Source organism: Neorhizobium sp. BT27B (genome assembly GCF_050455485.1).
In the GTDB taxonomy this organism is placed as follows: Bacteria; Pseudomonadota; Alphaproteobacteria; order Rhizobiales; family Rhizobiaceae; genus Neorhizobium.
In genome coordinates this window covers 114,698-137,492 of the sequence record NZ_JBCIYT010000003.1, presented here as the reverse complement: position 1 = coordinate 137,492, position 22,795 = coordinate 114,698, and the positions used below count along the sequence as shown (strand labels likewise).

Annotated in this window: 20 protein-coding genes; 13 read left to right on the top strand and 7 right to left on the bottom strand. The window is 59.6% G+C overall.

Annotation, left to right across the window (positions count from 1 at the left end):
* Positions 1 to 52 precede the first annotated feature (52 nt).
* Positions 53 to 2,242 (bottom strand): anthranilate synthase, encoded by a 2,190-nt coding sequence (locus AAIH70_RS09370; protein ID WP_132271982.1) that lies wholly within the window; start codon positions 2,240 to 2,242, stop codon positions 53 to 55.
* Between the two features lie 316 nt (positions 2,243 to 2,558).
* Here AAIH70_RS09370 and AAIH70_RS09365 point away from each other — a divergent pair, with 316 nt between their 5' ends.
* Positions 2,559 to 3,746, top strand: a complete 1,188-nt coding sequence (locus tag AAIH70_RS09365) for an extensin family protein (protein ID WP_430033894.1) — start codon at positions 2,559 to 2,561, stop codon at positions 3,744 to 3,746.
* A gap of 146 nt (positions 3,747 to 3,892) precedes the next feature.
* Here AAIH70_RS09365 and AAIH70_RS09360 read toward each other — a convergent pair whose 3' ends face one another.
* Positions 3,893 to 5,572, bottom strand: a complete 1,680-nt coding sequence (locus AAIH70_RS09360; RefSeq protein ID WP_132271981.1) for a formate--tetrahydrofolate ligase — start codon at positions 5,570 to 5,572, stop codon at positions 3,893 to 3,895.
* 351 nt (positions 5,573 to 5,923) lie between these two features.
* On the opposite strand from AAIH70_RS09360, the gene AAIH70_RS09355 reads away from it, so the two are divergent.
* The 4 genes from AAIH70_RS09355 to AAIH70_RS09340 all read left to right on the top strand — a co-directional run bounded on the left by AAIH70_RS09355 (position 5,924) and on the right by AAIH70_RS09340 (position 9,615).
* Positions 5,924 to 6,646, top strand: coding sequence for a helix-turn-helix transcriptional regulator (locus AAIH70_RS09355; RefSeq protein ID WP_132271980.1), 723 nt, complete (start codon positions 5,924 to 5,926; stop codon positions 6,644 to 6,646).
* A gap of 34 nt (positions 6,647 to 6,680) precedes the next feature.
* On the top strand, positions 6,681 to 7,181 hold the full coding sequence (locus AAIH70_RS09350) for a diguanylate cyclase (RefSeq protein ID WP_132271979.1): 501 nt from the start codon (positions 6,681 to 6,683) through the stop codon (positions 7,179 to 7,181).
* Between the two features lie 226 nt (positions 7,182 to 7,407).
* Entirely contained in the window at positions 7,408 to 7,962 is a 555-nt protein-coding gene (locus tag AAIH70_RS09345; RefSeq protein WP_132271978.1) for a TetR/AcrR family transcriptional regulator, read from the top strand.
* Between the two features lie 555 nt (positions 7,963 to 8,517).
* Positions 8,518 to 9,615, top strand: a complete 1,098-nt coding sequence (locus AAIH70_RS09340; RefSeq protein WP_132271977.1) for a porin — start codon at positions 8,518 to 8,520, stop codon at positions 9,613 to 9,615.
* An 86-nt stretch (positions 9,616 to 9,701) separates the two neighbouring features.
* Here AAIH70_RS09340 and AAIH70_RS09335 read toward each other — a convergent pair whose 3' ends face one another.
* The 3 genes from AAIH70_RS09335 to AAIH70_RS09325 form a co-directional block, all read right to left on the bottom strand.
* A complete protein-coding gene (locus AAIH70_RS09335; protein ID WP_132271976.1) occupies positions 9,702 to 10,853 on the bottom strand; it encodes a DUF2333 family protein in 1,152 nt (383 codons plus the stop codon).
* Between the two features lie 32 nt (positions 10,854 to 10,885).
* Entirely contained in the window at positions 10,886 to 11,794 is a 909-nt protein-coding gene (locus AAIH70_RS09330; RefSeq protein ID WP_132271975.1) for a hypothetical protein, read from the bottom strand.
* A gap of 121 nt (positions 11,795 to 11,915) precedes the next feature.
* Positions 11,916 to 12,368, bottom strand: coding sequence for a pseudoazurin (locus AAIH70_RS09325; RefSeq protein WP_132271974.1), 453 nt, complete (start codon positions 12,366 to 12,368; stop codon positions 11,916 to 11,918).
* A gap of 202 nt (positions 12,369 to 12,570) precedes the next feature.
* Here AAIH70_RS09325 and choX point away from each other — a divergent pair, with 202 nt between their 5' ends.
* From choX to AAIH70_RS09285, 8 genes are all read left to right on the top strand, one after another.
* Positions 12,571 to 13,524 (top strand): choline ABC transporter substrate-binding protein, encoded by a 954-nt coding sequence (choX, locus tag AAIH70_RS09320; RefSeq protein WP_132271973.1) that lies wholly within the window; start codon positions 12,571 to 12,573, stop codon positions 13,522 to 13,524.
* 77 nt (positions 13,525 to 13,601) lie between these two features.
* Entirely contained in the window at positions 13,602 to 14,444 is an 843-nt protein-coding gene (gene choW, locus AAIH70_RS09315; RefSeq protein ID WP_132271972.1) for a choline ABC transporter permease subunit, read from the top strand.
* On the top strand, positions 14,441 to 15,529 hold the full coding sequence (choV, locus tag AAIH70_RS09310; protein WP_430033890.1) for a choline ABC transporter ATP-binding protein: 1,089 nt from the start codon (positions 14,441 to 14,443) through the stop codon (positions 15,527 to 15,529). Before choW ends, choV begins: the two co-directional genes overlap by 4 nt.
* A 53-nt stretch (positions 15,530 to 15,582) precedes the next feature.
* On the top strand, positions 15,583 to 16,317 hold the full coding sequence (locus AAIH70_RS09305; RefSeq protein WP_132271971.1) for a HugZ family protein: 735 nt from the start codon (positions 15,583 to 15,585) through the stop codon (positions 16,315 to 16,317).
* Between the two features lie 138 nt (positions 16,318 to 16,455).
* Positions 16,456 to 16,773: an ArsR/SmtB family transcription factor gene (locus tag AAIH70_RS09300; RefSeq protein WP_132271970.1), complete on the top strand. Its 318-nt coding sequence runs from the start codon at positions 16,456 to 16,458 to the stop codon at positions 16,771 to 16,773.
* A 258-nt stretch (positions 16,774 to 17,031) separates the two neighbouring features.
* Positions 17,032 to 17,379 carry a DUF2185 domain-containing protein gene (locus tag AAIH70_RS09295; protein ID WP_132271969.1) on the top strand — a complete coding sequence of 116 codons (348 nt, stop codon included), beginning with the start codon at positions 17,032 to 17,034 and terminating at the stop codon, positions 17,377 to 17,379.
* 184 nt (positions 17,380 to 17,563) lie between these two features.
* Positions 17,564 to 19,285 (top strand): ABC transporter ATP-binding protein, encoded by a 1,722-nt coding sequence (locus AAIH70_RS09290; RefSeq protein ID WP_132271968.1) that lies wholly within the window; start codon positions 17,564 to 17,566, stop codon positions 19,283 to 19,285.
* Between the two features lie 283 nt (positions 19,286 to 19,568).
* Positions 19,569 to 20,684 carry a branched-chain amino acid ABC transporter substrate-binding protein gene (locus tag AAIH70_RS09285; protein WP_132271967.1) on the top strand — a complete coding sequence of 372 codons (1,116 nt, stop codon included), beginning with the start codon at positions 19,569 to 19,571 and terminating at the stop codon, positions 20,682 to 20,684.
* Positions 20,685 to 20,732: 48 nt separating this feature from the next.
* On the opposite strand, the gene AAIH70_RS09280 is transcribed toward AAIH70_RS09285, so the two are convergent.
* Positions 20,733 to 22,355 carry an SDR family oxidoreductase gene (locus AAIH70_RS09280; RefSeq protein ID WP_245519033.1) on the bottom strand — a complete coding sequence of 541 codons (1,623 nt, stop codon included), beginning with the start codon at positions 22,353 to 22,355 and terminating at the stop codon, positions 20,733 to 20,735.
* Positions 22,352 to 22,777 carry a thiol-disulfide oxidoreductase DCC family protein gene (locus AAIH70_RS09275; protein ID WP_245519032.1) on the bottom strand — a complete coding sequence of 142 codons (426 nt, stop codon included), beginning with the start codon at positions 22,775 to 22,777 and terminating at the stop codon, positions 22,352 to 22,354. Before AAIH70_RS09275 ends, AAIH70_RS09280 begins: the two co-directional genes overlap by 4 nt.
* Between the last annotated feature and the right edge of the window lie 18 nt (positions 22,778 to 22,795).

Genomic DNA, 22,795 nt, shown 5'->3' with positions numbered 1-22,795 from the left:
GGATCTAGGTCAGCGAAAGCGGTTTCCATCCCCGTGAAGGAACAGAAATCGGTCAAGCCGCCTTCGTCTCACGCTTCCTTGCCAGATGCGCCACGACGTTCTCGATCATCCGCATGCCGGCATCGCCGCCGAGCGACATGATCGATTCCGGGTGGAACTGTACCGCCGCGATCGGCTCCTTGGCGTGTTCGATACCCATGATCGTGCCATCCTCGCTTTCGGCGGTGATGATGAAATCACGGTCGAGCGTTGCCGGATCGGCGAAGATCGAGTGGTAACGGCCAACCGTCACCTCCTTGGACAGACCCGAGAACACGATACCCGGCTCCAGCACGCGGATACGCGACGGTTTGCCGTGCATCGGCACGGCCAGATGCCGCAACTCGCCGCCATAGGCTTCGGCGAGTGCCTGCAGGCCGAGGCAGACGCCGAAGATCGGCAGGTTTCTCGCACGTGCCGCCTTGATGGTGGCCTTGCAGTCAAAATCCTTCGGATTGCCCGGACCGGGCGACAGGACAACGAGATCGGGATCGAGACGGTCAAAAATTTCCTGCGGCACCGGCGTGCGCACGGTCGAAACCTCGGCACCAGTCTGGCGGAAATAGTTGGCGAGCGTGTGAACAAAGCTGTCCTCATGATCGACCAGCAGAATCTTTACGCCTTGGCCGACCTTGGCCACATCACGGGAAACCTTGCCGGAATTGCCGGCGCGTGCGTCACGGATGGCGGAAATCATGGCGGATGCCTTCAGTTCGGTTTCGGCCTCTTCCTCTTCCGGGTTTGAATCGTTCAGAAGCGTCGCCCCTGCCCGCACCTCGGCAATGCCGTCCTTGATGCGGATGGTGCGCAGGGTAAGCCCGGTATTCATGTCGCCGTTGAAACCGACCATGCCGATCGCGCCGCCATACCATGCGCGCGGACTGCGTTCGTTCTGCTCGACAAACCGCATCGCCCACAGTTTTGGCGCACCGGTCACGGTTACGGCCCAAGCGTGGGAGAGAAAACCGTCGAAGGCATCCATGTCGGGGCGCAAACGGCCTTCGATATGATCAACCGTGTGGATCAGACGCGAATACATCTCGATCTGGCGGCGGCCGATCACCTTGACCGAGCCCGGCTCGCAGACGCGGCTCTTGTCGTTGCGATCGACATCCGAGCACATGGTCAGCTCGGACTCGTCCTTCTTGGAATTCAGCAGCTTGAGGATCTGTTCCGAGTCGGCAATGGCATCTTCACCACGCTTGATCGTGCCGGAAATCGGGCAGGTCTCGATACGACGGCCCGACACGCGTACGAACATTTCCGGCGAGGCGCCGACCAGATATTCCTGATGGCCGAGATTGATGAAGAAGGAATAGGGCGACGGGTTGATCGCCTTGAGGCGGTTGGAGATCTGCGACGGATTGCTGTCGCAACGCTCCATGAATTTCTGGCCCGGCACGACCTCAAAAAGGTCACCGCGACGAAAACTTTCCTTGGCGCGGGTCACAAGCGCCGCGTATTCGCCCGGCTTGTGATCGCCCTTCGGCGGAATGACATCGGTGCGCACGAACGGATCGGGCGCGATATCCGATGCCTTGCCCTCGGTCGTCACGCCGTCCTTGGAAAAATCATAACGATCAACCCAGGCCTTGGCGGCATGATGGTCGACGACGAGAATTTCGTCGGGCAGGAACAGAACCATGTCGCGCTGGTCTTCCGGGCGCGCCAGCGAGAGCTTGATCGCATCGAACTGGAACGCCAGATCGTAACCGAAGGCGCCAAACAGGCCGATGGCGCTGTCGGCATCCGAATAGAACAGGTCGACGACGGCACGCAGGACCGTAAACACGGTCGGCATTTTCGAGCGCTCTTCCTCGGTGAAGGCGCGGGTCGGCTCGTTGACGGTGAGGTCGAGACGGCGGCTTGAGCGCTCGCCGAGCGTCAGTTCCGGTTCCTTGGCGAGACGCTCGGCAACGAAATCGAGCAGCACTTCGCCACGACCGTTAAAGGCTTCGATCCAGACTTTTCGGCCATTCGAGGAAAAGCCCAGCGGCGGATCGGCGATCGCGGTGTCCCAGCGGGTGTAACGGCCCGGATATTCGTAATTGGAGGAAAACACCGCGCCGCGACGCTCGTCCAGCCTGTCGACATAACTGCTGATCGCCGTCGCATATTCCGCCGGCCGGCGCTGGCGGCGCACACTGATGCCGCCCCGCGTGGAATAACTTTCTGAACCGTCGTCTTCGATAACCGTAACCATATTCCGCCTCTGAATTGGGTTGCCCGATCCGGTCAGCGGCTCAACAAAAAAGCCGCCTCGTGGTTCGGGCGGCTTGTCGTCGTCTTGTCGATGGACATGACTGGTCAAGGCCGCGTTAGCGTGCCCACCACCAGTTAGCAATGTTCATCGAGTTCATCATGGGGCGAATTGTTAGCGTGGCTTTGAAATGCATGCAAGCGGATTCCTGCCGCAATTTTATTGCCGTTTCGATGCGACCAAATCATCGCCGTCTGCGTTCCCTTCCTCGCCGGCCATCCGAAAATGGTTTGCCGCCCAATGAAAGGACCGATGAAGGATGAAGCCTATCCTTTGTGTTTTTGCCTGCCTGCCGCTTGTTCTGGGGGCCGCCATGCCGCCTCACCCGCCGGTTCCGGCCATGGAGCGCACCGACGTCATGCCCGTCAACGCCTTCGACCGTTTCATGAAGGATATCGGTGCGCGAAAACAATCGTCCCGCCCAAAATCCTCCGAACGCCGCCGCGCACGTCCCAACCGCACGAACAGTGCCATACCGGCAGCGCCAGCCCTGGCGATCGTTCCGGTGCCGACCCCGAAGCCGGGCGAAAACGCGGCACCCGCGGTGAAGACCGAGGAAACCAAACCGGCTGAAACACCAGCGGCGCAAACACCGGTAACCACTCCGCCCGCGCCCAACAATGCGGACAAACCCTCCGTCACCACTACCGAGCCACCCGCTTCGGCCCCCGAACAGCCACAGGCGGCAGAGGTTCTCACGCCGCTGCCAAAACCGGAGCCGCCGCCGACAGAAAAGCCCGAGGCCACGGACAAGGCCGAACAGAAACCGGAGAATGCCGAGCCCGCTCCAAAATCGGAGGAGCAGAAGGCAGACCAGCAAAAACCGGGCGATGAGAAGAAGGACGAGGAAAAAGCCGACACCCCGCCGCCTCCGCCGCTCGAAAAGGAAGATCCGGAAGAGCTGAAAGCCTGCCTTGCCGATCTCACCGCGCTTGGCACCAAGTTTGAAACCATTCCGGCCATCACCGGCGAGGAACCCGGCTGCGGCATCGAGCAGCCCATTGCCGTGAAGGAGATCCTGCCGGGCGTAGAGACCGGTGGCGCGCAGATGCGCTGTGAAACGGCCAAGGCGCTCGCCACCTGGATGAAGGACAATGTCCAGCCGGCAATGAATGTCGCCATGCCGGGCCGCAAGGTCACCGGTATCGTGCCCGGCTCCACCTATGCCTGCCGCCTGCGCAACAGTGCCTCGACCGGCAAGGTATCCGAACACGCCCGCGGCAACGCCATCGACGTTGCAGCGTTCAAGCTCGACAATGGTGAAAAATTCGAGATGAAACCGCGCGAGGAAGATTCGACGCTGGAAGGCGCATTCCAGCGCACCGCAACGGCCAGCGCCTGCCTGTATTTTTCCACCGTTCTGTCACCCGGCAGCGATGCGACGCATCAGGATCACCTGCATCTCGATGTGCTGGATCGCAAGAGCGGGTACAGATATTGCCGGTGACGGACAAAGGTCCGGGCGTATGACAAACCGTCCAATGTAATGCTCGTCATCCTCGGGCCTGTCCCGAGGATCTGAGCACACCAGTAATTACAGGCAGTTACAGATCCTCGGCACAAGGCCGAGGATGACGGCGGAGATGTAGAACCTCAGAACAGGCCTTCGATATACCCCTGATCATTCAGCACAATGCGCTCGGCGGCCGGTGAACGCGGCAGGCCGGGCATGGTCATGATATCGCCGGTGATGGCGACGACAAAACCGGCGCCGGCAGACAGGCGCACTTCGCGCACAGTGACCACATGGCCTTCCGGCGCACCGCGCAGGGTCGGATCGGTCGAGAAGGAATATTGCGTCTTCGCCATGCAGACCGGCAGCTTGCCGTAGCCCTGCTCTTCCCAGATTTTCAGCTGGTCGCGCACCGCCTTGGTCGCCGTCACTTCACCGGCATGATAGATCTTTGCGGCAACCGCCTCGATCTTTTCCATCAGCGGGATGTCATCGGGATAGATCGGCTCGAACTTTGCCGTGCCCGACTGCGCCATCTCCACGACCTTCCAGGCCAGTTCCTCGATGCCGGCAGAACCCTCAGCCCAGTGACGGCACAGGATCGCCTCGGCACCAAGATGCGCCACATAATCCTTCACGGCCTGAACTTCCGCATCGGTATCGGAGATGAAGTGGTTTATGGCGACCACGACCGGCACGCCGAATTTGCGGACATTGGCAACATGACGGCCAAGGTTGGAGCAACCACGCGTCAGCGCCTCGACATTTTCTCGGCCCAGATCTTCCTTGGCAATACCGCCATTCATCTTCAGCGCCCGCACCGTGGCAACGATGACGGCGGCGTCAGGCTTCAGCCCCGCCTTGCGGCACTTGATGTCGAAGAATTTTTCAGCGCCGAGATCGGCACCGAAACCGGCTTCCGTCACCACGTAATCGGCGAGTTTCAGCGCCGTCTTGGTGGCGATCACCGAGTTGCAGCCGTGCGCGATATTGGCAAACGGGCCGCCATGCACGAAAGCCGGATTGTTTTCGAGCGTCTGCACCAGGTTCGGCTGCATCGCATCCTTGAGCAGCACGGCCATCGCGCCATCGGCCTTGAGGTCGCGGGCAAAAACCGGCGTCTTATCGGTGCGATAGGCAACGATGATATTGCCAAGACGGCGCTCGAGGTCTTCGAGGTCGGAAGCAAGGCAGAGGATCGCCATCACTTCCGAGGCAACGGTGATGTCAAAACCACCCTCGCGCGGGAAACCGTTGGAGACGCCACCGAGCGAGCCGACGATTTCGCGCAGCGCACGGTCGTTCATGTCCATCACGCGGCGCCAGGTCACCCGGCGCACATCGATATTAAGTGCATTGCCCCAATAGATGTGGTTGTCGATCATCGCGGCAAGCAGATTGTGCGCCGAGGTGATGGCGTGGAAATCGCCGGTGAAGTGGAGGTTGATATCCTCCATCGGCACGACCTGCGCATGGCCACCGCCGGCGGCCCCGCCCTTGACGCCGAAACAGGGGCCGAGCGAAGGCTCGCGCACACAGATCATCGCATTTTTGCCGATGCGGTTGAGACCGTCACCAAGGCCCACGGTTGTCGTGGTCTTGCCCTCGCCGGCGGGTGTCGGGTTGATCGCCGTTACCAGGATGAGCTTGCCGTCGGTTTTTTTTGATTGTGCGTTAATGAATTCCGCACTGACTTTCGCCTTGTCGTGACCATAGGGAACGAGATCCTCGGGTGCGATGCCGAGCCGGGCGCCTATCTCGAAAATCGGTTTCTTGGTCGCGGCGCGCGCGATTTCGATGTCGGAAGCTACGGTCGGCAAATGTCATCTCCTTGGAATGGCGAGCCCGGAAAATCGCTGAAACGGGCTGATACGGCAAGGCTTGTTGCAAGGCCATCCCCATCAATCACAAACAACTATTAATCGATCGAAAAACGCGATCGAAAGAATCGGGGCGCGTTATATTTTCCCGGATATAGAAAAGGCCAAAAAAAACGACGATACGCGTCGATGAAATTGAACATAAAGCGCTGAAATAACGGGAAATTTTGAGCAAAAGCCCAACAAGCTTCTTTTCGGTTCGTTAAATCCGAAAAAATATGCTGGCAACACAGCTTTTTTGGTATAATCGTTGCGTCCCAACATAATTGGGTGTCATGTTTCGGGATCACCATGATCACACTCGAACGGCAAGCGGCTCTGAACAAGGAGATATCCTCGTCAGAATCGCATCCGGACGTCATCTCTGCTCTGAAGAAGGTTGCCGTGGAATTCGGCTTCCGGCATGTCACGTTGCTCGCCTCGCCGGACCCTGATGATATTCTTCTGGCACCGCTTATCGTTGAGACCACTTGGCCGCGCGATTACATCCGTGAATTCGACCGCCGCAGATTGATGCGCCGTTGCCCGCTTGCATCGGTGTTGATCGGCTCTGCGCTTCCGGTCAGTTGGTCGGCCGATCATGACCACAATCACAATCTTGAATTCGATGCCCAGACGATGGAGTTGCTGCGGCGTTATGAAATCATGTCCAGTGCCGCCATGCCGCTGCATTCGGTTGATGGCAACCGCTTCATCATGCGTTTCGACGGCACGCGCGCACCGCTCAACCAGCCGGAACTCAACGAACTGGGGATGATTGCCCTGCATGCTTTCGATGTTTTCGATCGCCTGCGCCGGCATGAGCCTCGCCCCACGGCACCCGCTCTCACAGCCCGCGAGCTTGAAGTGGTCCGCTGGACATCACAGGGCAAGACATCCAACGAGATCGGCAACATTCTCTCGCTGTCTGATCACACCATCAATGCCTATCTCACGAATGCCATCCGCAAACTCGATTGCGTCAACCGCACGCAATTGGTAGCTAAAGCCATCCGGCTAAAGCTAATCGCCTGAGATTTGGCCTCGGAATGCATCAAGGAGTGCTGTCTTGCCGTTTTGGGTCGAGCAGGAACATCGAGACAACGAACAGCACCAGGGCATCGGCATCAAGGATGCGGAAGTCTTGCAACTGGTTACGGCATTCCAGCTGTTCGGCTCCTGGCGGCTGGATCTCGATAGCGGCCATTTGTTCGCCAGTTCCGATTTCAGCGACCTGTTCAGCCTCGAACATACTGACGGCCCGATGAACCTCGCTGCGGTTTCCGCCCAGATCCACCCGGACGACCTCGGCTTCATCATGTCGACCTTCGAACGCGCAAGTGTCGACAAGCGCACCTATCACAGCATCTTTCGTGTCGGTGCCGAGGGTGAAACATATCGTTTCCTGCGCTCGGTCGGCATGTTCCGCAACAAGCCTGGAACCTCTGGCGAAGTTGTCGGCATTACCTATGAATTTTTCCCGCGCCGCAGCGGCACCGCGTTCATGTCTGCCGACGAGCGCTGGCCGCTTGGCAGCCCCGGCCCGCATCAGACCGACAGCGAAGATTGATCGCCTTGGGCCCTGATTCGCGCATGCAATCATGACGGCAGCGCAGCTCTTCTCCCTACCTTTCAGCCGTCAATGACGGTTTTCCACGCTCGCCTTGCAACAGCCGCTGGCTGTATTTTTTGGGTGAAAGCATCGGCAAAGCGTCAAATCACTTGCGCAATCGTATTCAACTCGGCGTGATAACTGCTATAGGTGGTTGAAAAGAAATAAGGGGCTAGACGCATAAGTGGGACCTAGGAAAATCGACCCGGAGCATATTCTCGACGCAGCCGAGCGCGTTATTTCGCGTACAGGTGCCGCAAGTCTGTCAATCGACTCCGTTGCCAGGGAAGCTGGCGTCAGCAAGTCGCAGGTTGTTTACGACCACAAGACGAAATGTGCGCTTCTCGAAGCACTGGTTGAACGCCAGATACTAAGAGACCAGCAAACCACAGATTCTTGCGTAAAAGATTGCTATGATGCCGGGTCGTCTCACGCCGAGCTGTTTGGCCGGTTGATCGCTGCACGCAAACGGCCAAATGAAAGAGACCGCGCGGTGGCGATGGCCGTCAGCGTGTCTTTGGGCCGAGACGAACTTTTGCAGAAGATCATGCGAGACTGGATGAACAAAGAGCTTGCCGCCGTTTCGCATGGCCCCAAGCCAAAGGCGGCGCGTATGGCATATTTCGCACTGACCGGCTTCAGCTGCATCGAGCGCTTCAATTTCCACACATGGACCGATACCGAGCGCACCGAGATCCTCGAAGAGATTGCGGAAGTCTACGCCACCTATACGGCCTGAACGGGACAGCGGCGGACAGCCGCCACGAAGGCGCAGGCGTCATCGTTTTCAAGGCACTCACCACAACGACAAAGCCGCCCTTCCAGGGAAGAAGGACGGCAAAGATCGACGTGGAGGTATTGTGCCGACACTTTCCTTGACCATCACGACAAAGCCCAATCCCTTCGTCGGTCGCAACGACACCGAAGATCAAGGGCCCTGCCCTACGCTGTAAAGCGCAACACACAGACACAATACGAACGATCGTTCAAAACAGCAAGCGCTCTTTGTAGGATCGCGAACGAGCACCGCATATCGGATCCCGGCCTCGAAAACGGGACACCAGATCACATTTAAGCCACGAAATAGCCATTATTGCCGCTTGATCGGCAAATCGTGATTGTGTTTTTTTTATCACGGACGCTGACGGAAACACGCCAGCGACACCCGGATCCGCATTCACCAATTGCGAAAAGAACGATCGTTCGTACATTGGTCAACGTGTGTCGAATACATTTCGACTCGGATCAGATCGGGCGCACCCTGTGCCCAACCCACCATACTGGAGTTCAACTGATGAACATCAAGAGCCTTCTTCTCGGCTCCGCTGCTGCCCTCGCAGCAGTATCTGGCGCCCAGGCTGCCGACGCTATCGTTGCTGCTGAACCTGAGCCCATGGAATACGTTCGCGTTTGCGACGCTTTCGGCACCGGCTACTTCTACATCCCGGGCACCGAAACCTGCCTCAAGATCGGTGGTTACGTCCGCACCCAGGTTGACGGCCGCAGCGACTTCAACATCGACGGCGTTGCCACGACTGCTGGCCGCTCTGCCGGTTACCGCACCAACACCCGCGCCCAGCTGCGCCTCGAAGCCAAGTCCGACACCGATCTCGGCACGCTGGCTTCGCGCGTCACGCTTCGCGCCAACACCAACGACCCCAGCCGCGGTAGCGACTTCTACCTCGAAGAAACCTACATTGAACTTGGCGGCCTCCGCGTCGGTCAGTTCTACAACTACTTCGACACGGGTCTTCCGGGCGAAACCGTTCTTCACGATGCCGGTCCGGCAGCTGGTTATGTAGGCTACCAGGCCACCGACACCCTGAACAACGGCATCCGCTACACCTTCGACGGCGGCGCGTTCAAGGGCTACGTTGGCGTTGACGCATTCAACTCGGAAGCCGGTTGGAAGACCGATTTCGCTGGCAATGACGACGAAATCGGCGTCAACGGTCTTCTCGCAGCCAAGTTCGGCGGCGTTTCGATCGACGTCTTCGGTGGTTATGAATTCGACAACGAAGATGGCGTCATCGCATCCACGCTGACCGCCGAAATCGGCCCCGGCTCGCTCGGCGTCTTCGGCGTCTACTCCACCGGCCCGAACCGCTACTGGGATTACTCCGAGTGGACCATCGGCGCTGAATACGCCATCAAGGTCACCGACAAGCTGACGATTGCTCCCGGCGCACAGTACTGGGACAAGATCGTACCGGTTTCGGGCGATTACGTTGGCGGCAGCGCATGGCGCGTTGGCCTGACGGCTGACTACGCCATCACCGAAAACCTGGCGTTCAAGACCACCGTCAACTACACCGACGTCGACATCGACAACGGCGTTGCCGGCGACGGCGACCGTTGGGACGGCTTCGTTCGTCTGCAGCGTAACTTCTAATCTGATCTTTCAGGTCTGATCGGAAAAGCCCGGCAAGTTTCTTGCCGGGCTTTTCTGTAATTGCAGCACTGCGTATCCGAAGAAGATCAGCGATCCAGAACCGAACGGACTTCCACGAGGTTCGAGCGGACGCGCAGCATGTAAAAGCCCATGGTCGACAGATGCGTCGGCATGATCAATCCATCTTCGCGACCATTGGAAATGATCGAAGGCTGAATTTTCAGCGCCGCCTTGAACTGGCCGAGCGTATCAGTCCAGAGCGGTCCCAGATTACGCTCGCGAATGACCTGACTGAAATCGGCGCCAGCAGCCGAAAGCACGGCATAGTAACCGTAAAGCTGGCCATAGGCGAACCAGAACCGGTCATCGGCACGCGTGTCGAACCAGCCGCCATTATGGTTTTCCGAACGCTCTCGCAGGATCGCCGTCGTGCTACCGAGATCGTTGGCGATGCGATCGACGAATTGCACGAGATTGTCGGCGCGGCTGTCGAAGGTGGTCACGCAGGCGGCCAGATCGACATTGAACTTTTTCAGGCTGGTAATCGCAGCGCGATAATAGCTCGGCGTCGGCGTCTTGGGGCCGAACGGCGTCAGGCCAAAATACCAAGAATATTCATCGAACTGCAGATTGTTGCGGGCATCCTGCAGGTTGTTGTCGATGCCGGATGTGCCGCGCACGCGGGCAAGACTGTCGACAAGCTCGACCGTCGTGCGGCGCAGGGCCTGGTTCACGCCGCGCTGGAACGAAGCCTTGTTGTCGAAGAACGGCGTATGATCCCAGTCGACGCCGAAAAAGCCCAGTCGATAAAGCAGCATGGAGGATATCCATGCATTACTGTTGACGTTGCGGTTGGTCAGATCGGCTGCGACATCGACGATGGCCGATGACTGGCATTGGCGTGGCGGCGTCACCGCACCAGCCGGCGCATCGACGCTGGCGGGCGCCGGTGTCGTCAGCGTCTGGCCGGCCGGCACCGTCCGTTCCGAGAAACGGTAGCTATCCACGAAATCCGGATCGAAATCGGTCCAAAGCTGAGTTTGGTAGAAGAAGTAGCCATAAAAGCCGAACACGATCGCCAGCACCGCGATAATCGTTCCGCGGATCGTCCAGTTGCGCTGACCATACCAGCCTCGCGCCGCCATGAACGGCCAGGCGAGACGCGCAAAAACCAGCCCCAGAACACGGGACAGGCCGGCAAGCAAACGCCGGAAAAAGGCGAGGATCGGTTCAAACATAAGGGGTTATTGCTCCTGTGTCGGCCGGAATATCAGGCTGTCGACTGTTCTGTTTGCGGAATATGCTGTGTCGCTGCGCCACTTTCCCCTTGCCGCACCGGCGCCGGGTTGAAGCGATGCAGAAAACCGGCGTCGACGGCATGCTTGCGCCGCTCGACTTCGCGCATCGACAACATGTTTTTCTCGCAGAGCGTCAACAGCGGCAAAAATGCGCCACGCGCCTCAGCTGAAAACAGGTCCGCAAGCGGCAATGACTGCCCAGCTGTGAGAGCATGCAGGACGACGATACCGCGCTCGGCCTCGATGCTGAGCTTGTGGTACAGGCTGTTGCAGGCCGCTTCATGACGGATGATTGCCTCAGCAAGGTCCTGCCGGCTGGCCAGTCGCTCCGTCGCATCGGAAATGGCCTCGTCGTCGATGGACTTCGTCTGCTCGATCCGTTTGATAAGATCGCCTTCTATCGACACGAGGTGTGATTTCATCACCTGACGGTGCATTTCAAGCGCTGCAATCAGACGTGCCGCACGCTCAAGCGACGTCACAAGACGAGCAGCCAAAACACCATCACGGCGGCGCATGTCGTTCGATGCCGGCCTCAAGCGCAATCGGCGCAGAAGTTTTTCGTGAAGGGAAAGAGCCTCCGTATCGCTCGCCTGCATGATGATCGTGTGGATATCGTGATCCAGGCGGCGTGCGAAATGTACAAGCGGCGATTTTGCTCCAGCGGCAGCATCAATACCAGACACAACGACAGCGACATTGCGTTCGCCCGCTTGCACGGTTTCGGAGATCACGGACAACTCTGCGGCATCGTCGGCAACATCAGACTCAGCCAGCGTCTGCGGCGCTTCGGGCACCCATCCCGCAACAGTTGCTTCGATCTCGGCGAGGATCTTCAGTGCACCGGAAAGTTCGTTGTCAGCAGGATGTCGTTTCGCCATGCGGCAGCCCCTTTATTTGCCCGCTAGACATAAGCACGGACAGGTAAAATACCAGAGGCATTTGGTCGGATGCGGCGGTACATCCCTGCCCCGCCGCATCGATTATGATGTATTACGTCGATCAGAGGCCGAGATTGGCGATTTCCGCATCGAGGCGATCACGGGTCTTTTTCGGCATCTTGGCAGCCTTTATGGCATCGAGATTGGCAGGCGCACCTTCACCGACGACGACCAGCGCCACCATGCCCATGCCGAAATGCGGCGTGCATTTCACGACATAAGCGCCTTCCTTGTCGACGGTGACCACCAGATCGGTGCTGATCTTGCCCTTGAACGGTTCGACACCTTCCGGGATCAGTTCCTTCACCGCCTGCGCATCATGGCCCTTATCGACGGAAACGAAGCGAATCGTGTCCCCCACGGCGGCGCGCACGGAAGCCGGCTCGAACACCATGGCCTGACCGTCGCTGCCCTTGTTCAGCATCTTGATTTCGATGTCCGCCGCCAGCGCCGGAACGGCGAAAAGGCCGATAGCGGCTGCAAAAAGGGCTGGGCGGATGAGTGCGAGACGCATGGGAAACTCCTGTGGCGTTCATGGCTTTTGTCACGCGACACCTACACCCCATGCTCGCCCAGCCACATTGACGGAGATCAATCTTGCTGCAGCGCGCCATTATGTCGCAAATACCCCTGTTAACCTGCCGTTTTTGCGCGCGCTTGCCTGTTGGCGGGATGTATTCATAATAACCGGGAACAAAAAAGAACGGGAGCCCAACATGCGCATTATCAAATCCATGACCGTACTGGCCACCACTGTCTCGGCCCTCCTCCTCGCGCAGACGGCTCAGGCCGCCGATGCCAAGAGCTGTGCCACCGTCCGCATCTCGGATGTCGGCTGGACAGACCTTGCCGCGACCAATGCATCCTTCATCACCGTGCTGGAAGCGCTCGGCTACAAGGCCGACGTCAAGACGCTCGGTGTGCCGGTCACCTACTCCTCGATGAAGAACAAGGATATCGACGTCTTCATCGGCAACTGGATGCCCGCCCAGAACGGCGCCATCAAGGATTACATCGCCGACAAGTCGATCGAGAGCATCACCGTCAACCTCGAAGGCGCGAAATACACGCTCGGCACCAATGCCGCCGGCGCCAAGCTCGGCATCAAGGACTTCAAGGATATTGCCAAGCACAAGGCTGAACTTGGCGGCAAGATCTACGGCATCGAGCCGGGCAATGAAGGCAACGGCATGATCGTGTCGCTGATCGACAAGAACACCTTTGAGCTCAAGGGCTTTCAGGTGGTCGAGTCTTCCGAGCAGGGCATGCTCACCGAGGTCACCCGCGCCGACAAGGAAGACAAGCCGATCGTCTTCCTCGCATGGGCTCCGCATCCGATGAACGTCGCCCACGAGATCACCTATCTCGCCGGCGGTGACGAGACGGTCTTTGGCCCGAACTACGGCGGCGCCACGGTTTATACCGTCGCACGCGGCGGTTATGTCGCTGAATGCCCGAACCTCGGCAAGCTGCTCAAGAACGTAAAGTTCTCGCTCGACATGGAAAACACCATCATGGGCAAGATCCTCGACGACGGCGAAGATGCCGACAAGGCCGCCAAGGCCTGGATCAAGAAAAACCCGACGGTGATCGAGCCGTGGCTGGCCGGTGTTACCACGCTCGACGGCAAGGATGGCCTTGCAGCCGTCAAGAAAGAACTCGGCCTCTGATTTGACATCCATGACCCGTGGCGGCTAGGCCGCCGCGGGCACCCGCCCTTTCTTTTCCTCCGGATGGCAGGTTTCTCGTGGATTGGCTTGAAGAGCATCGTTTTCCCATCGGCGCATGGGCTAAGGCGGTCGTCGACTGGTTGACGACCAATGGTTACTGGTTTTTCAGATGGCTGTCGGCCGTCTTGTCCTCCGTCATCGACGGATTGTTATGGGTGCTGGAAACGCCGCACCCGCTCGTTGTCATGGCGGCCTTCGCCATTCTCTCATACTGTCTCAGGCGCTCGATAGCGCTTGCCCTTTTCACCTTCGGCGGCTTCCTGTTCATCTTCAACCAGGGTTACTGGGAAGAGACGACACAGACGCTGGCACTGGTCAGTGCGGCAACCTTCGTCAGCATGCTGATCGGCATCCCGCTCGGCATCGCCGCTGCGCGCCGCGAATGGCTCTACAACGCTATGCGGCCGATCCTCGACCTGATGCAGACGCTGCCGAGCTTCGTCTACCTCATCCCGGCGCTGATCCTATTCGGCCTCGGCATGGTGCCCGGCCTCATCGCCACCGTGATCTTCGCCATCCCCGCGCCGATCCGCCTCACCCGGCTTGGCATCATCTCGACGCCCGGCGCCCTCACGGAAGCAGCCGTTGCCTTCGGCGCCACACCGTCGCAGGTGCTGCGCAAGGTCGAACTGCCGTTCGCCGCACCGCAGATCATGGCCGGCATGACCCAGACGATCATGCTGTCCCTTTCGATGGTGGTGATCGCCGCCCTCGTCGGCGCCAACGGTCTTGGTGTTCCGGTGCTGCGCGCACTCAACACCGTCAACGTCGCCCGCGGCTTTGATTCCGGCCTCTGCATCGTCATTCTGGCGATCATTCTCGACCGCATGTTCCGTACATCGCAGGGAGGCGCATCATGACCGCCAACACCATGGCCGCCGTCCAGACACCGGTCGAAACAAAGCCAAACGACTGCGTCAGGTTCGACAACGTCGATATAATTTTTGGCGATCGCCCCGAGCGTGCCCTGCCGCTGGTCGATCAGGGCAGGACACGCGACGAAATCGCCGCCGAGACGGGTATCGTGCTCGGTGTCGCCAACGCGTCGCTGTCTATCCACGAAGGCGAGATCCTTGTGCTGATGGGGCTCTCCGGCTCCGGCAAATCGACACTCCTGCGTGCCGTCAACGGGCTTGCCCCGGTGGTGCGCGGCAGCGTCAGCGTCGCCACGCCGAACGGCCCTGTCGATCCTTACAAGGCCGATGCAAAAACGCTGCGCGATCTGCGTATGCATTCGGTTTCGATGGTTTTCCAGCAATTCGGCCTGCTGCCCTGGCGCACGGTCGCGGAAAATGTCGGCTTCGGCCTCGAACTTGCCGACGTGCCGGAAGCCGAGCGCAAGAAACGGGTCGCCGAGCAGCTGGAACTGGTCAGCTTGTCGAAATGGGCCGACCGCAAGGTGGGGGAACTCTCGGGCGGCATGCAGCAGCGTGTCGGCCTTGCCCGCGCCTTTGCCACCGGCGCGCCCATCCTGCTGATGGACGAACCGTTTTCGGCCCTCGACCCGCTGATCCGGACGAAACTGCAGGATGAGTTGCTGGAATTCCAGCGGCGACTGAAAAAGACCATCCTGTTCGTCAGCCACGATCTCGACGAAGCGTTCCGTATCGGCAACCGCATCGCCATCATGGAAGGTGGCCGCATCATCCAGTGCGGCACGCCGCAGCAGATCGTTCAGGCACCGGCTGACCAGTATGTCGCGGATTTCGTGCAGAACATGAACCCGATCTCGATGCTGACGGCAGCCGATGTCATGCGCCCGGGCGTTGCCGACGCTTCCGTGCCCGTCACCGCCACTGCACCGGCAACGACCCCCCTGGTGGACATCCTTGACGCCATGTCCCGCCAGCCGGGTTTGATAGGCATCATTGACAATGGCGCGGTGGTCGGCACGATCACCGCCGATGATGTGATCGCCGGCCTCACCCGGCACCGCCGCCGCTGAGACCAGCATGCTTCGTCGTGCCGGATGACAGTTCGGCACGACGAGGAAATATTATGAAAGACAAGCCCTCCCCCATTCGCGAAACCGACGAGGAAGCCCGCCGCCTCGGCCGCAGGCTGCTGCGTGGCGCGCGTTATGCGTCGCTCGCCGTCATCGATGCACAGACCGGCTTTCCAGCCGTCAGCCGGGCGCTTTTGGGGATGGATCTCGATGGCGTGCCGGTCATTCTCGTCTCGGATCTCGCCAGCCACACCGTCAGCCTCAAAAAGGATCCACGCTGCTCGATCATGACCGGGGAGCCCGGCAAGGGCGATCCACTCGCACACGCCCGCATCACCGCCTTCTGCACGGCCGAACCGGTCGATCGCGATAGCGATGATTACAGCAGAATTCGCGCCCGTTTCGTCGCAAGACACCGCAAGGCGGAGCTGTACGTCGATTTTGCCGATTTCCGTTTCTTCAGACTGGTGCCTTCGTCCGCCGCTTTGAACGGCGGCTTTGGCAAGGCCTATATACTGGCAGGCGAAGAATTGACGATTCGCAATTTCTCGTTTGAGGCAGAATGGTTACACCTCCAAAAATTAGTGGGGGCAATGACCACCGAAGCAGACGCTGCGGCACGTTTCCTGAAAACGCGAGAAACCGGCGATTGGACCATTTCCGGCATAGATATGGCGGGTTTTGATCTGATCAGGGGCGATATCTTGCTCAGATATGAGTTTAATGAACCGATTTCAGGCCCAAATGAGATTTTGGATCGTATTTCAAATTTTTCTAAAACATCATAGACGCTACGCTAAATTTAGGGATATACAATCCATCACAGAGCTTGCTAAATTTTCGGTCTCGAACCGATCAGACTTACTGATACCTGCATCAACTCAGCTGATACCTGCTTTCCTATTTTGAGGGGACGTTTGAACGACATGGACACGATGTCACTTTCCGATCACTCGACGACGGCCGCTGGCCTTCTGTCGGCAATGGCCAACCCGAAACGCCTGATGATTCTCTGCTGCCTGGTAAAGGGCGAAGTGGCCGTCGGCGCGCTCGCGAACCAGGTTGGCCTGAGCCAGTCTGCTCTTTCCCAGCACCTTTCCAAGCTGCGCGCACAGAAGCTGGTCAATACCCGCCGCGACGCACAGACGATCTACTATTCCAGCTCGTCGGAATCGGTCCTCAAGGTTCTCGAAACACTTGAGACAATCTACTGTGCACCTGAGCGGAAAAAGACTGCCGCCTAATGGTAGCGCTGTCAAAAGGTAAAACTACCTTGACGCGCATTTGCTAATATAGGCGACCTTGCCTACGAAATCGAATTCGGCACTAGCGGCACTCCCAACCCGCCATGCCGGGTTTCTGCATTTTACATATGCCTTTACTTCAGATGACGTTGCATGCCACGGCGAAAGCTAGGGCGCCTGCAACGTCATCGTTGCTCTTTGCAAGCTTGCTTCCTCAATCCTGTGCGCCATCTATCCGCGCGAAATCAGGAGTACAGGATGACAAAACAATTCAAGCTGTCGGCAGATGCCATCAAGCCACTCGCCACCGGTCACGGCGGCTGCATCGCCAGCGACATGATCACCGTCGACGGCCATCCGGTCGGATTTTTCTACCGCCAGAAACCCGATAACGACATGGACAGCGGCTGGCGCTTTCTCACCGGTTTTGAAGACGACGCTTATATGGATGACGCGGACAATCACGCCATCTACGACGTCAACACCATCGCCAATTACGACCCGTCCATCATTGCGCTCCTCGATGCTCCGATCGGCAGCGTTTTCGAACGCGACGAGGATACGTCTCGCTTCGTGAGCGTGGATGACTGGGCGACACCGGCCTGACTTAAGCAAATCCGGATATTCCGCACAACGGACTGATGACAGGCCATGTAAGCGCCCCTATAAGGCGACACGTACGATCAGGTTATCGGACGGAGAAGGCATGATGCATGCCGACGGCGCGCGAAGTAAACGCACGCACCATCCTCTATCTCGTCGCACCGTCAGTCCTGCCGCCGGAGTTCCCATGTTACGCCGCTTCTTTTCCTATTACGCACCCTACAAGGGCCTTTTCGCCCTCGATTTCGGATGTGCTGTCCTTGCCGGCCTGCTCGAACTCGGTTTTCCGATTGCGGTGAAATTTTTTGTCGATGACCTTCTGCCCGGCCAGCACTGGGGCTGGATTGCCGCCACCGCCGCCGCCCTCCTCGTCATTTACGTCTTCAACACCGGCCTGATGGCGGTGGTGAACTACTGGGGCCACGCGCTTGGCATCTCGATCGAGACTGACATGCGCCGGCAGGCCTTTGACCATATCCAGAAACTGTCCTTCCGCTATTTCGACAACAACCGCACCGGCCAGTTGATCACCCACGTGACCAAGGATCTGGAAGAGGTCGGCGAAATCGCCCATCACGGCCCGGAAGACCTGTTCATCGCCATCATGACCTTCATCGGCGCCTTCCTGCTGATGTTCACGGTCAACTGGAAGCTGGCGATGATGACCACCGTCATCGTGCCCTTCATGACCTGGCTGGTCAGCCGCTACGGTGCGCGCATGACCACCAACTGGCGCAAGCTTTTCCGTCAGGTCGGCGATTTCAACACCCGCGTTCAGGAAAGCGTCGGCGGCATCCGCGTCGTCAAAGCCTTCGCCAACGAGGATTACGAGCGCCAGCTGTTTGCCGCCAATAACGAAGGCTACAAGACCACCAAGCTGAACGCCTATGCCTATATGACCGCCAGCATCACCATGAGTTATCTCAGCACCCGTCTGGTGCAACTGATGGTGATGATATTCGGCACCTATCTGGTCATCCAGGGCGAGCTCACCTATGGCGGTTTCGTCGGCTTCCTGCTGCTGGTCAACGTGTTCTTCCGGCCGATCGACAAGATCACCTCGGTGATCGAATCCTATCCGAAGGGCATTGCCGGCTTCTCGCGCTTCACGGCGCTGATCGATACCGCCCCCGATATTGCCGACAAGCCGGATGCCCGCGCGGTGACACACCTGGCCGGCGCCATCGAATACCGCGACGTCGCCTTCAGCTACGACGGCAAGTCAAAGGTGTTCGAACACCTGAACCTGAAAATCGCACCGGGCGAAACCATCGCCTTTGTCGGCGCTTCCGGTGCGGGCAAAACGACGCTCTGCTCGCTGCTGCCGCGCTTTTATGAAGTCGATGCAGGCGCGATCATGATCGACGGCATCGACATCCGCGACATGACGCAAGGCTCGTTGCGCAACCAGATCGGCCTCGTACAGCAGGACGTCTTCCTGTTCGGCTCGACCATCCGCGAAAACATCGCCTATGGCCGCCTCGGCGCGACTGACGAGGAAATCATCGATGCGCTGCGCCGTGCAGCACTCGACGAATTCATCCTGTCCCTGCCGGAAGGTCTCGACACGCCGGTGGGCGAGCGCGGCGTCAAACTGTCGGGCGGCCAGAAGCAGCGTCTGGCGATTGCCCGCATTTTCCTGAAGGACCCGCCGATCCTGATCCTAGATGAAGCCACATCGGCGCTCGACTCGGCCACCGAATACGCCATCCAGCAGGCGCTCGGCGAATTGTCGCGCGGCCGCACCACGCTGGTCGTCGCCCATCGCCTCGCCACCATCCGCAATGCTGATCGTATCGTCGTCATGGGTCCGCAAGGCATTCTGGAGGAAGGCTCGCATGCCGGCCTGATCGCCAAACGTGGCGCCTATGCCCGCCTGCACGAGGCCCAGTTCGGCGCGGTTGCCTGAATTTGATGTTTGCGAGGGTCGGCATATGCCGGCCCTTCACTCCCGCGCGATAAGCTTTGAATTAATACGCCGAAACGTCGCAGCTTTCGGTTATCTTCTTGCGTGAATCTACGAATATTCTTAGAAAAATTGCCGACTGCGCCGCGAGCCAAACATGGTCGCGCGCGGAACGGACGCAGCGTCCCCTTTCCCGATGAGATACGGCAAGGCCGAGGGTCGGGTTGGCAGGGCCGCTGCATGATCAAGAAACGGGTTGGGAGGCCCGTGCCCCAAGGAGACGGACATGACATTGAAGACAATCACTGCGGCGCTCGCCGCCACGCTGGCCTTTGCCCCACTCGCGGCAACTGACGCACATGCTGACATCACCATCGGCCTCATGGCGCCGCTCACCGGCCCGGTCGCCGCCATTGGAGCGCAGATCAAAAACGGTGCGGAAACCGCTGTCGAGGAAATCAACAAGAAGGGCGGCATCAACGGCGAAAAGCTCGTCCTGAAGATCGCTGACGATGCCGGCGACCCGAAGCAGGGCGTCTCGGCTGCCAACCAGCTGATCGCCGATGACATCCGCTTCGTCGTCGGTCCCGTCACGTCTGGCGTATCGGTTCCCGCCTCACTCGTCTTCGCCGAAAACGGCGCGCTGATGGTCACCCCGACGGCCACCGCTCCGGAACTGACGGCACAGGGCCTCTCCACCGTTTTCCGCACCTGCGGTCGTGACGATCAGCAGGCGGAAGTTGCCGCAAAATATGTCGTTGAGAAGTTCAAGGACAAGAAGATCGCCATCCTCAACGACAAGGCCCAGTACGGCAAGGGTCTGGCCGACGCCTTCAAGGCATCGCTCAATGCTGCCGGCGTCACCGAAGTCTTCAACGATGCGCTCAATCCGGGCGACAAGGATTTCACCGCGCTCGTCACCCGCATGAAGTCCGAGGGCGTCGAAGTTCTTTATTTCGGCGGCTACCACCCGGAAGCAGGCCTGCTGGTTCGCCAGATGAAGGATGCCGGCATGGCCGTGCAGCTGGTCGCCGGTGACGGCCTGTCGAACAGCGAGTATGTCGCAACCGGCGGCGACGCCGCCAATGGCACGATCTACACCAACGCCGCCGACGCGCTGAAGAACGAAGACAGCAAGGCAGCAGCAGCAGCGCTGATCGCCAAGAACATCCCGGCCGAAGCGTTCACGCTGAACACCTATGCCGCCGTCGAAGTCATCGCCGCCGGCATCGCCAAGGCCGGCAGCACCGACGACGCGGAAGCCGTCGCCGCAGCGCTCAGGGATGGCACCGGCATCAAGACCGCCATCGGCGAACTCACCTATGGCGAAACCGGCGACCTCACCTCGCAGACCTTCTCGGTCTACAAGTGGGAAGGCGGCAAGACCGTCGCTGCCGAGTAATCGGACCTTTTTGGAAATGCAGCGGGCGCCTTTTGGCGCCCGTTCGTTTTAGAGGCGCCGCAACCGGCCGCGATAGTGAACCAGATCACCGATCAGCGGCAGAGCAACCGGCACGTCGAACCAGAAATCCTCGCCCTCGCCCCATTCCCGCGCCACGCTTTTCGGCGCCAGGGATAGCGGCATAGGCACGCGGAATATCGTCCATTTTTTCATGATCATGGTCAGGCCAGACGCATCGGACGGCAGGTCGAAATAGAACCGCATCGGTCCAAAACGCTCGACAAGATGGCGACCGGACTGGCTGAGTTCGCTGACAAACACATGGCCGCCGAAATCGCGCGTCCAGCGTTCCACCCCGCCCTCTTCCTCGAAGGACACGTGCAGGTCGTATTCTCCCGGCGGTGGGAACCGGACAAGATCGGCAATCAGCCCTGCCAGACGTGAGCGCCCGCGCGTCACCGTCGCCTTGCCGGCCGCACCGGCATCGCCGAACACATCATGTATGTCGCGCATCGGCAGCGGCAGCGCGTCATAAGCCTGCCCCATCACACGCCGGTAGAGTGGCAGATAGTCTTGCACCTCCACCTGCCGATGGATCGACATGGCATCCAGCAATGGCGCGAAATCGTCCAACGACAATTCGCCGGCGGCAGACCTTGCACCGGCGGCAAGCCGGCCCTCCGCCAGCCTGCTGGCCAGCCGCTGCGCCGCCATGGTCGGCACCTCCGGCCCATGGCCATCTTCCGCAATCAGCGTCCAGCGCCGGCCGACGAATGCGCCGCTGCATCGCCCCTTCACCTCGACCATCATCGCCGAGCGGTCGCTGCCGAGATTGGCACTCAGGCGCTGCAGCGGTCTCAGCCACCGCGCCAGTGGCGACAGGGAGTTGATCCAGCCCCATTTCACCGGCCAGCTCAACAGCCACAGCATCAGCAGCTGAAACGAAAATTCCGGCCCGGCGCGAAAGACGGTAGCCGGCCGCCCTTTCACTCTCGCGGGTACGATATCGAGGTCAGGCACGTCCGAGAACGCCACCAGCCGGGAAATGGCCGGGCGGCCCGCCAGTTGATAACGAACCCGCTTGAGACCATGCCAGCCGGTCTGATGCCGCCAGCGTTTTCCGCGCCACAGGCGTATCGGCTTGCCGACAAAACTGAGGATCGCCGCCGCCACCGAAGCGCCGGCAGCCGCGCGGCTGGAGGCGCTGATCGCCATCGAAACGGAGCACACCTGGTCCATATCCCGCGCCAGCTCCGCGATGATGGCACCCGACATGGCCGGAACGCTGGAAGCGCCGGAAATCACGACGATACCGGCGGCCCTCGCCCTTTCGTCCAGCGCAGCAATGCCGGACACGAAGGCGCGCGCATCGGCCAGATCGATGTAATGGACGCCGTTTTCGATACAGGCTTCGGCCACCCGGTAATCGCTGCCCTGAAACGGCCCGGCCGCATCGATCAGCAGCAGCGGCATATGCGCCTTCAGGATCGACGTCAGGTCGCCCCCGCGGTCGGCCCGCACGGCCTGCGCATTGGCCATGCCGGCGGCGAACGCACGTGCGGCCTCCAGATTGCGGCCAGCGACCAGAACCCGCCAGCCGTCGCCAGCCAGCCTGCGAGAAAGCCGCGCGCCAAAACCGCCATATCCACCGATCACAAGAACCGTCTTCACAGAAAACGATCCGCATGCTCGGGCGACGGCAGCCAGCAGACCTCGTGCTTTCCGAAAATCCGGTAGCGATTGCGGGCAATCAGTCGATAGAGCGGATCGCGCAGGAAACGCGGCACGAGCCGCGCTACACCGGCAGCTTTCCACGGCCAGCCCAGTTCGCGATAGATCGCCAGAACCGCATCGCTGTCGCGCAAGGCCTTGTCGCCTTCCACCACGATCATCGTCTCGGGATCGGCTGGATCGATACCAAAGCGCCGATAGAGCGCGGCACCGACCTCTCCCTGCATAGAGGCCAGCCGAAACCGGTGGGCATGATCATGACGCAGCACGAACTGCGCATTGGCCGAGCAGAGAATGCATTCGGCATCGAAGACGATGATCGGGCCATCGGGTGTCACTGTAGAAGGCATCTGAGTGGTCATGCCCACACCATATGCCGC

Bases quoted from the DNA above. Each gene is read 5' to 3' on its own strand.
- AAIH70_RS09370 (WP_132271982.1), bottom strand. From the start codon at position 2,242: ATGGTTACGGTTATCGAAGACGACGGTTCAGAAAGTTATTCCACGCGG.
- AAIH70_RS09365 (WP_430033894.1), top strand. From the start codon at position 2,559: ATGAAGCCTATCCTTTGTGTTTTTGCCTGCCTGCCGCTTGTTCTGGGG.
- AAIH70_RS09355 (WP_132271980.1), top strand. From the start codon at position 5,924: ATGATCACACTCGAACGGCAAGCGGCTCTGAACAAGGAGATATCCTCG.
- AAIH70_RS09340 (WP_132271977.1), top strand. From the start codon at position 8,518: ATGAACATCAAGAGCCTTCTTCTCGGCTCCGCTGCTGCCCTCGCAGCA.
- AAIH70_RS09335 (WP_132271976.1), bottom strand. From the start codon at position 10,853: ATGTTTGAACCGATCCTCGCCTTTTTCCGGCGTTTGCTTGCCGGCCTG.
- AAIH70_RS09330 (WP_132271975.1), bottom strand. From the start codon at position 11,794: ATGGCGAAACGACATCCTGCTGACAACGAACTTTCCGGTGCACTGAAG.
- AAIH70_RS09325 (WP_132271974.1), bottom strand. From the start codon at position 12,368: ATGCGTCTCGCACTCATCCGCCCAGCCCTTTTTGCAGCCGCTATCGGC.
- choX (WP_132271973.1), top strand. From the start codon at position 12,571: ATGCGCATTATCAAATCCATGACCGTACTGGCCACCACTGTCTCGGCC.
- choV (WP_430033890.1), top strand. From the start codon at position 14,441: ATGACCGCCAACACCATGGCCGCCGTCCAGACACCGGTCGAAACAAAG.
- AAIH70_RS09305 (WP_132271971.1), top strand. From the start codon at position 15,583: ATGAAAGACAAGCCCTCCCCCATTCGCGAAACCGACGAGGAAGCCCGC.
- AAIH70_RS09300 (WP_132271970.1), top strand. From the start codon at position 16,456: ATGGACACGATGTCACTTTCCGATCACTCGACGACGGCCGCTGGCCTT.
- AAIH70_RS09295 (WP_132271969.1), top strand. From the start codon at position 17,032: ATGACAAAACAATTCAAGCTGTCGGCAGATGCCATCAAGCCACTCGCC.
- AAIH70_RS09290 (WP_132271968.1), top strand. From the start codon at position 17,564: ATGTTACGCCGCTTCTTTTCCTATTACGCACCCTACAAGGGCCTTTTC.
- AAIH70_RS09285 (WP_132271967.1), top strand. From the start codon at position 19,569: ATGACATTGAAGACAATCACTGCGGCGCTCGCCGCCACGCTGGCCTTT.
- AAIH70_RS09275 (WP_245519032.1), bottom strand. From the start codon at position 22,777: ATGACCACTCAGATGCCTTCTACAGTGACACCCGATGGCCCGATCATC.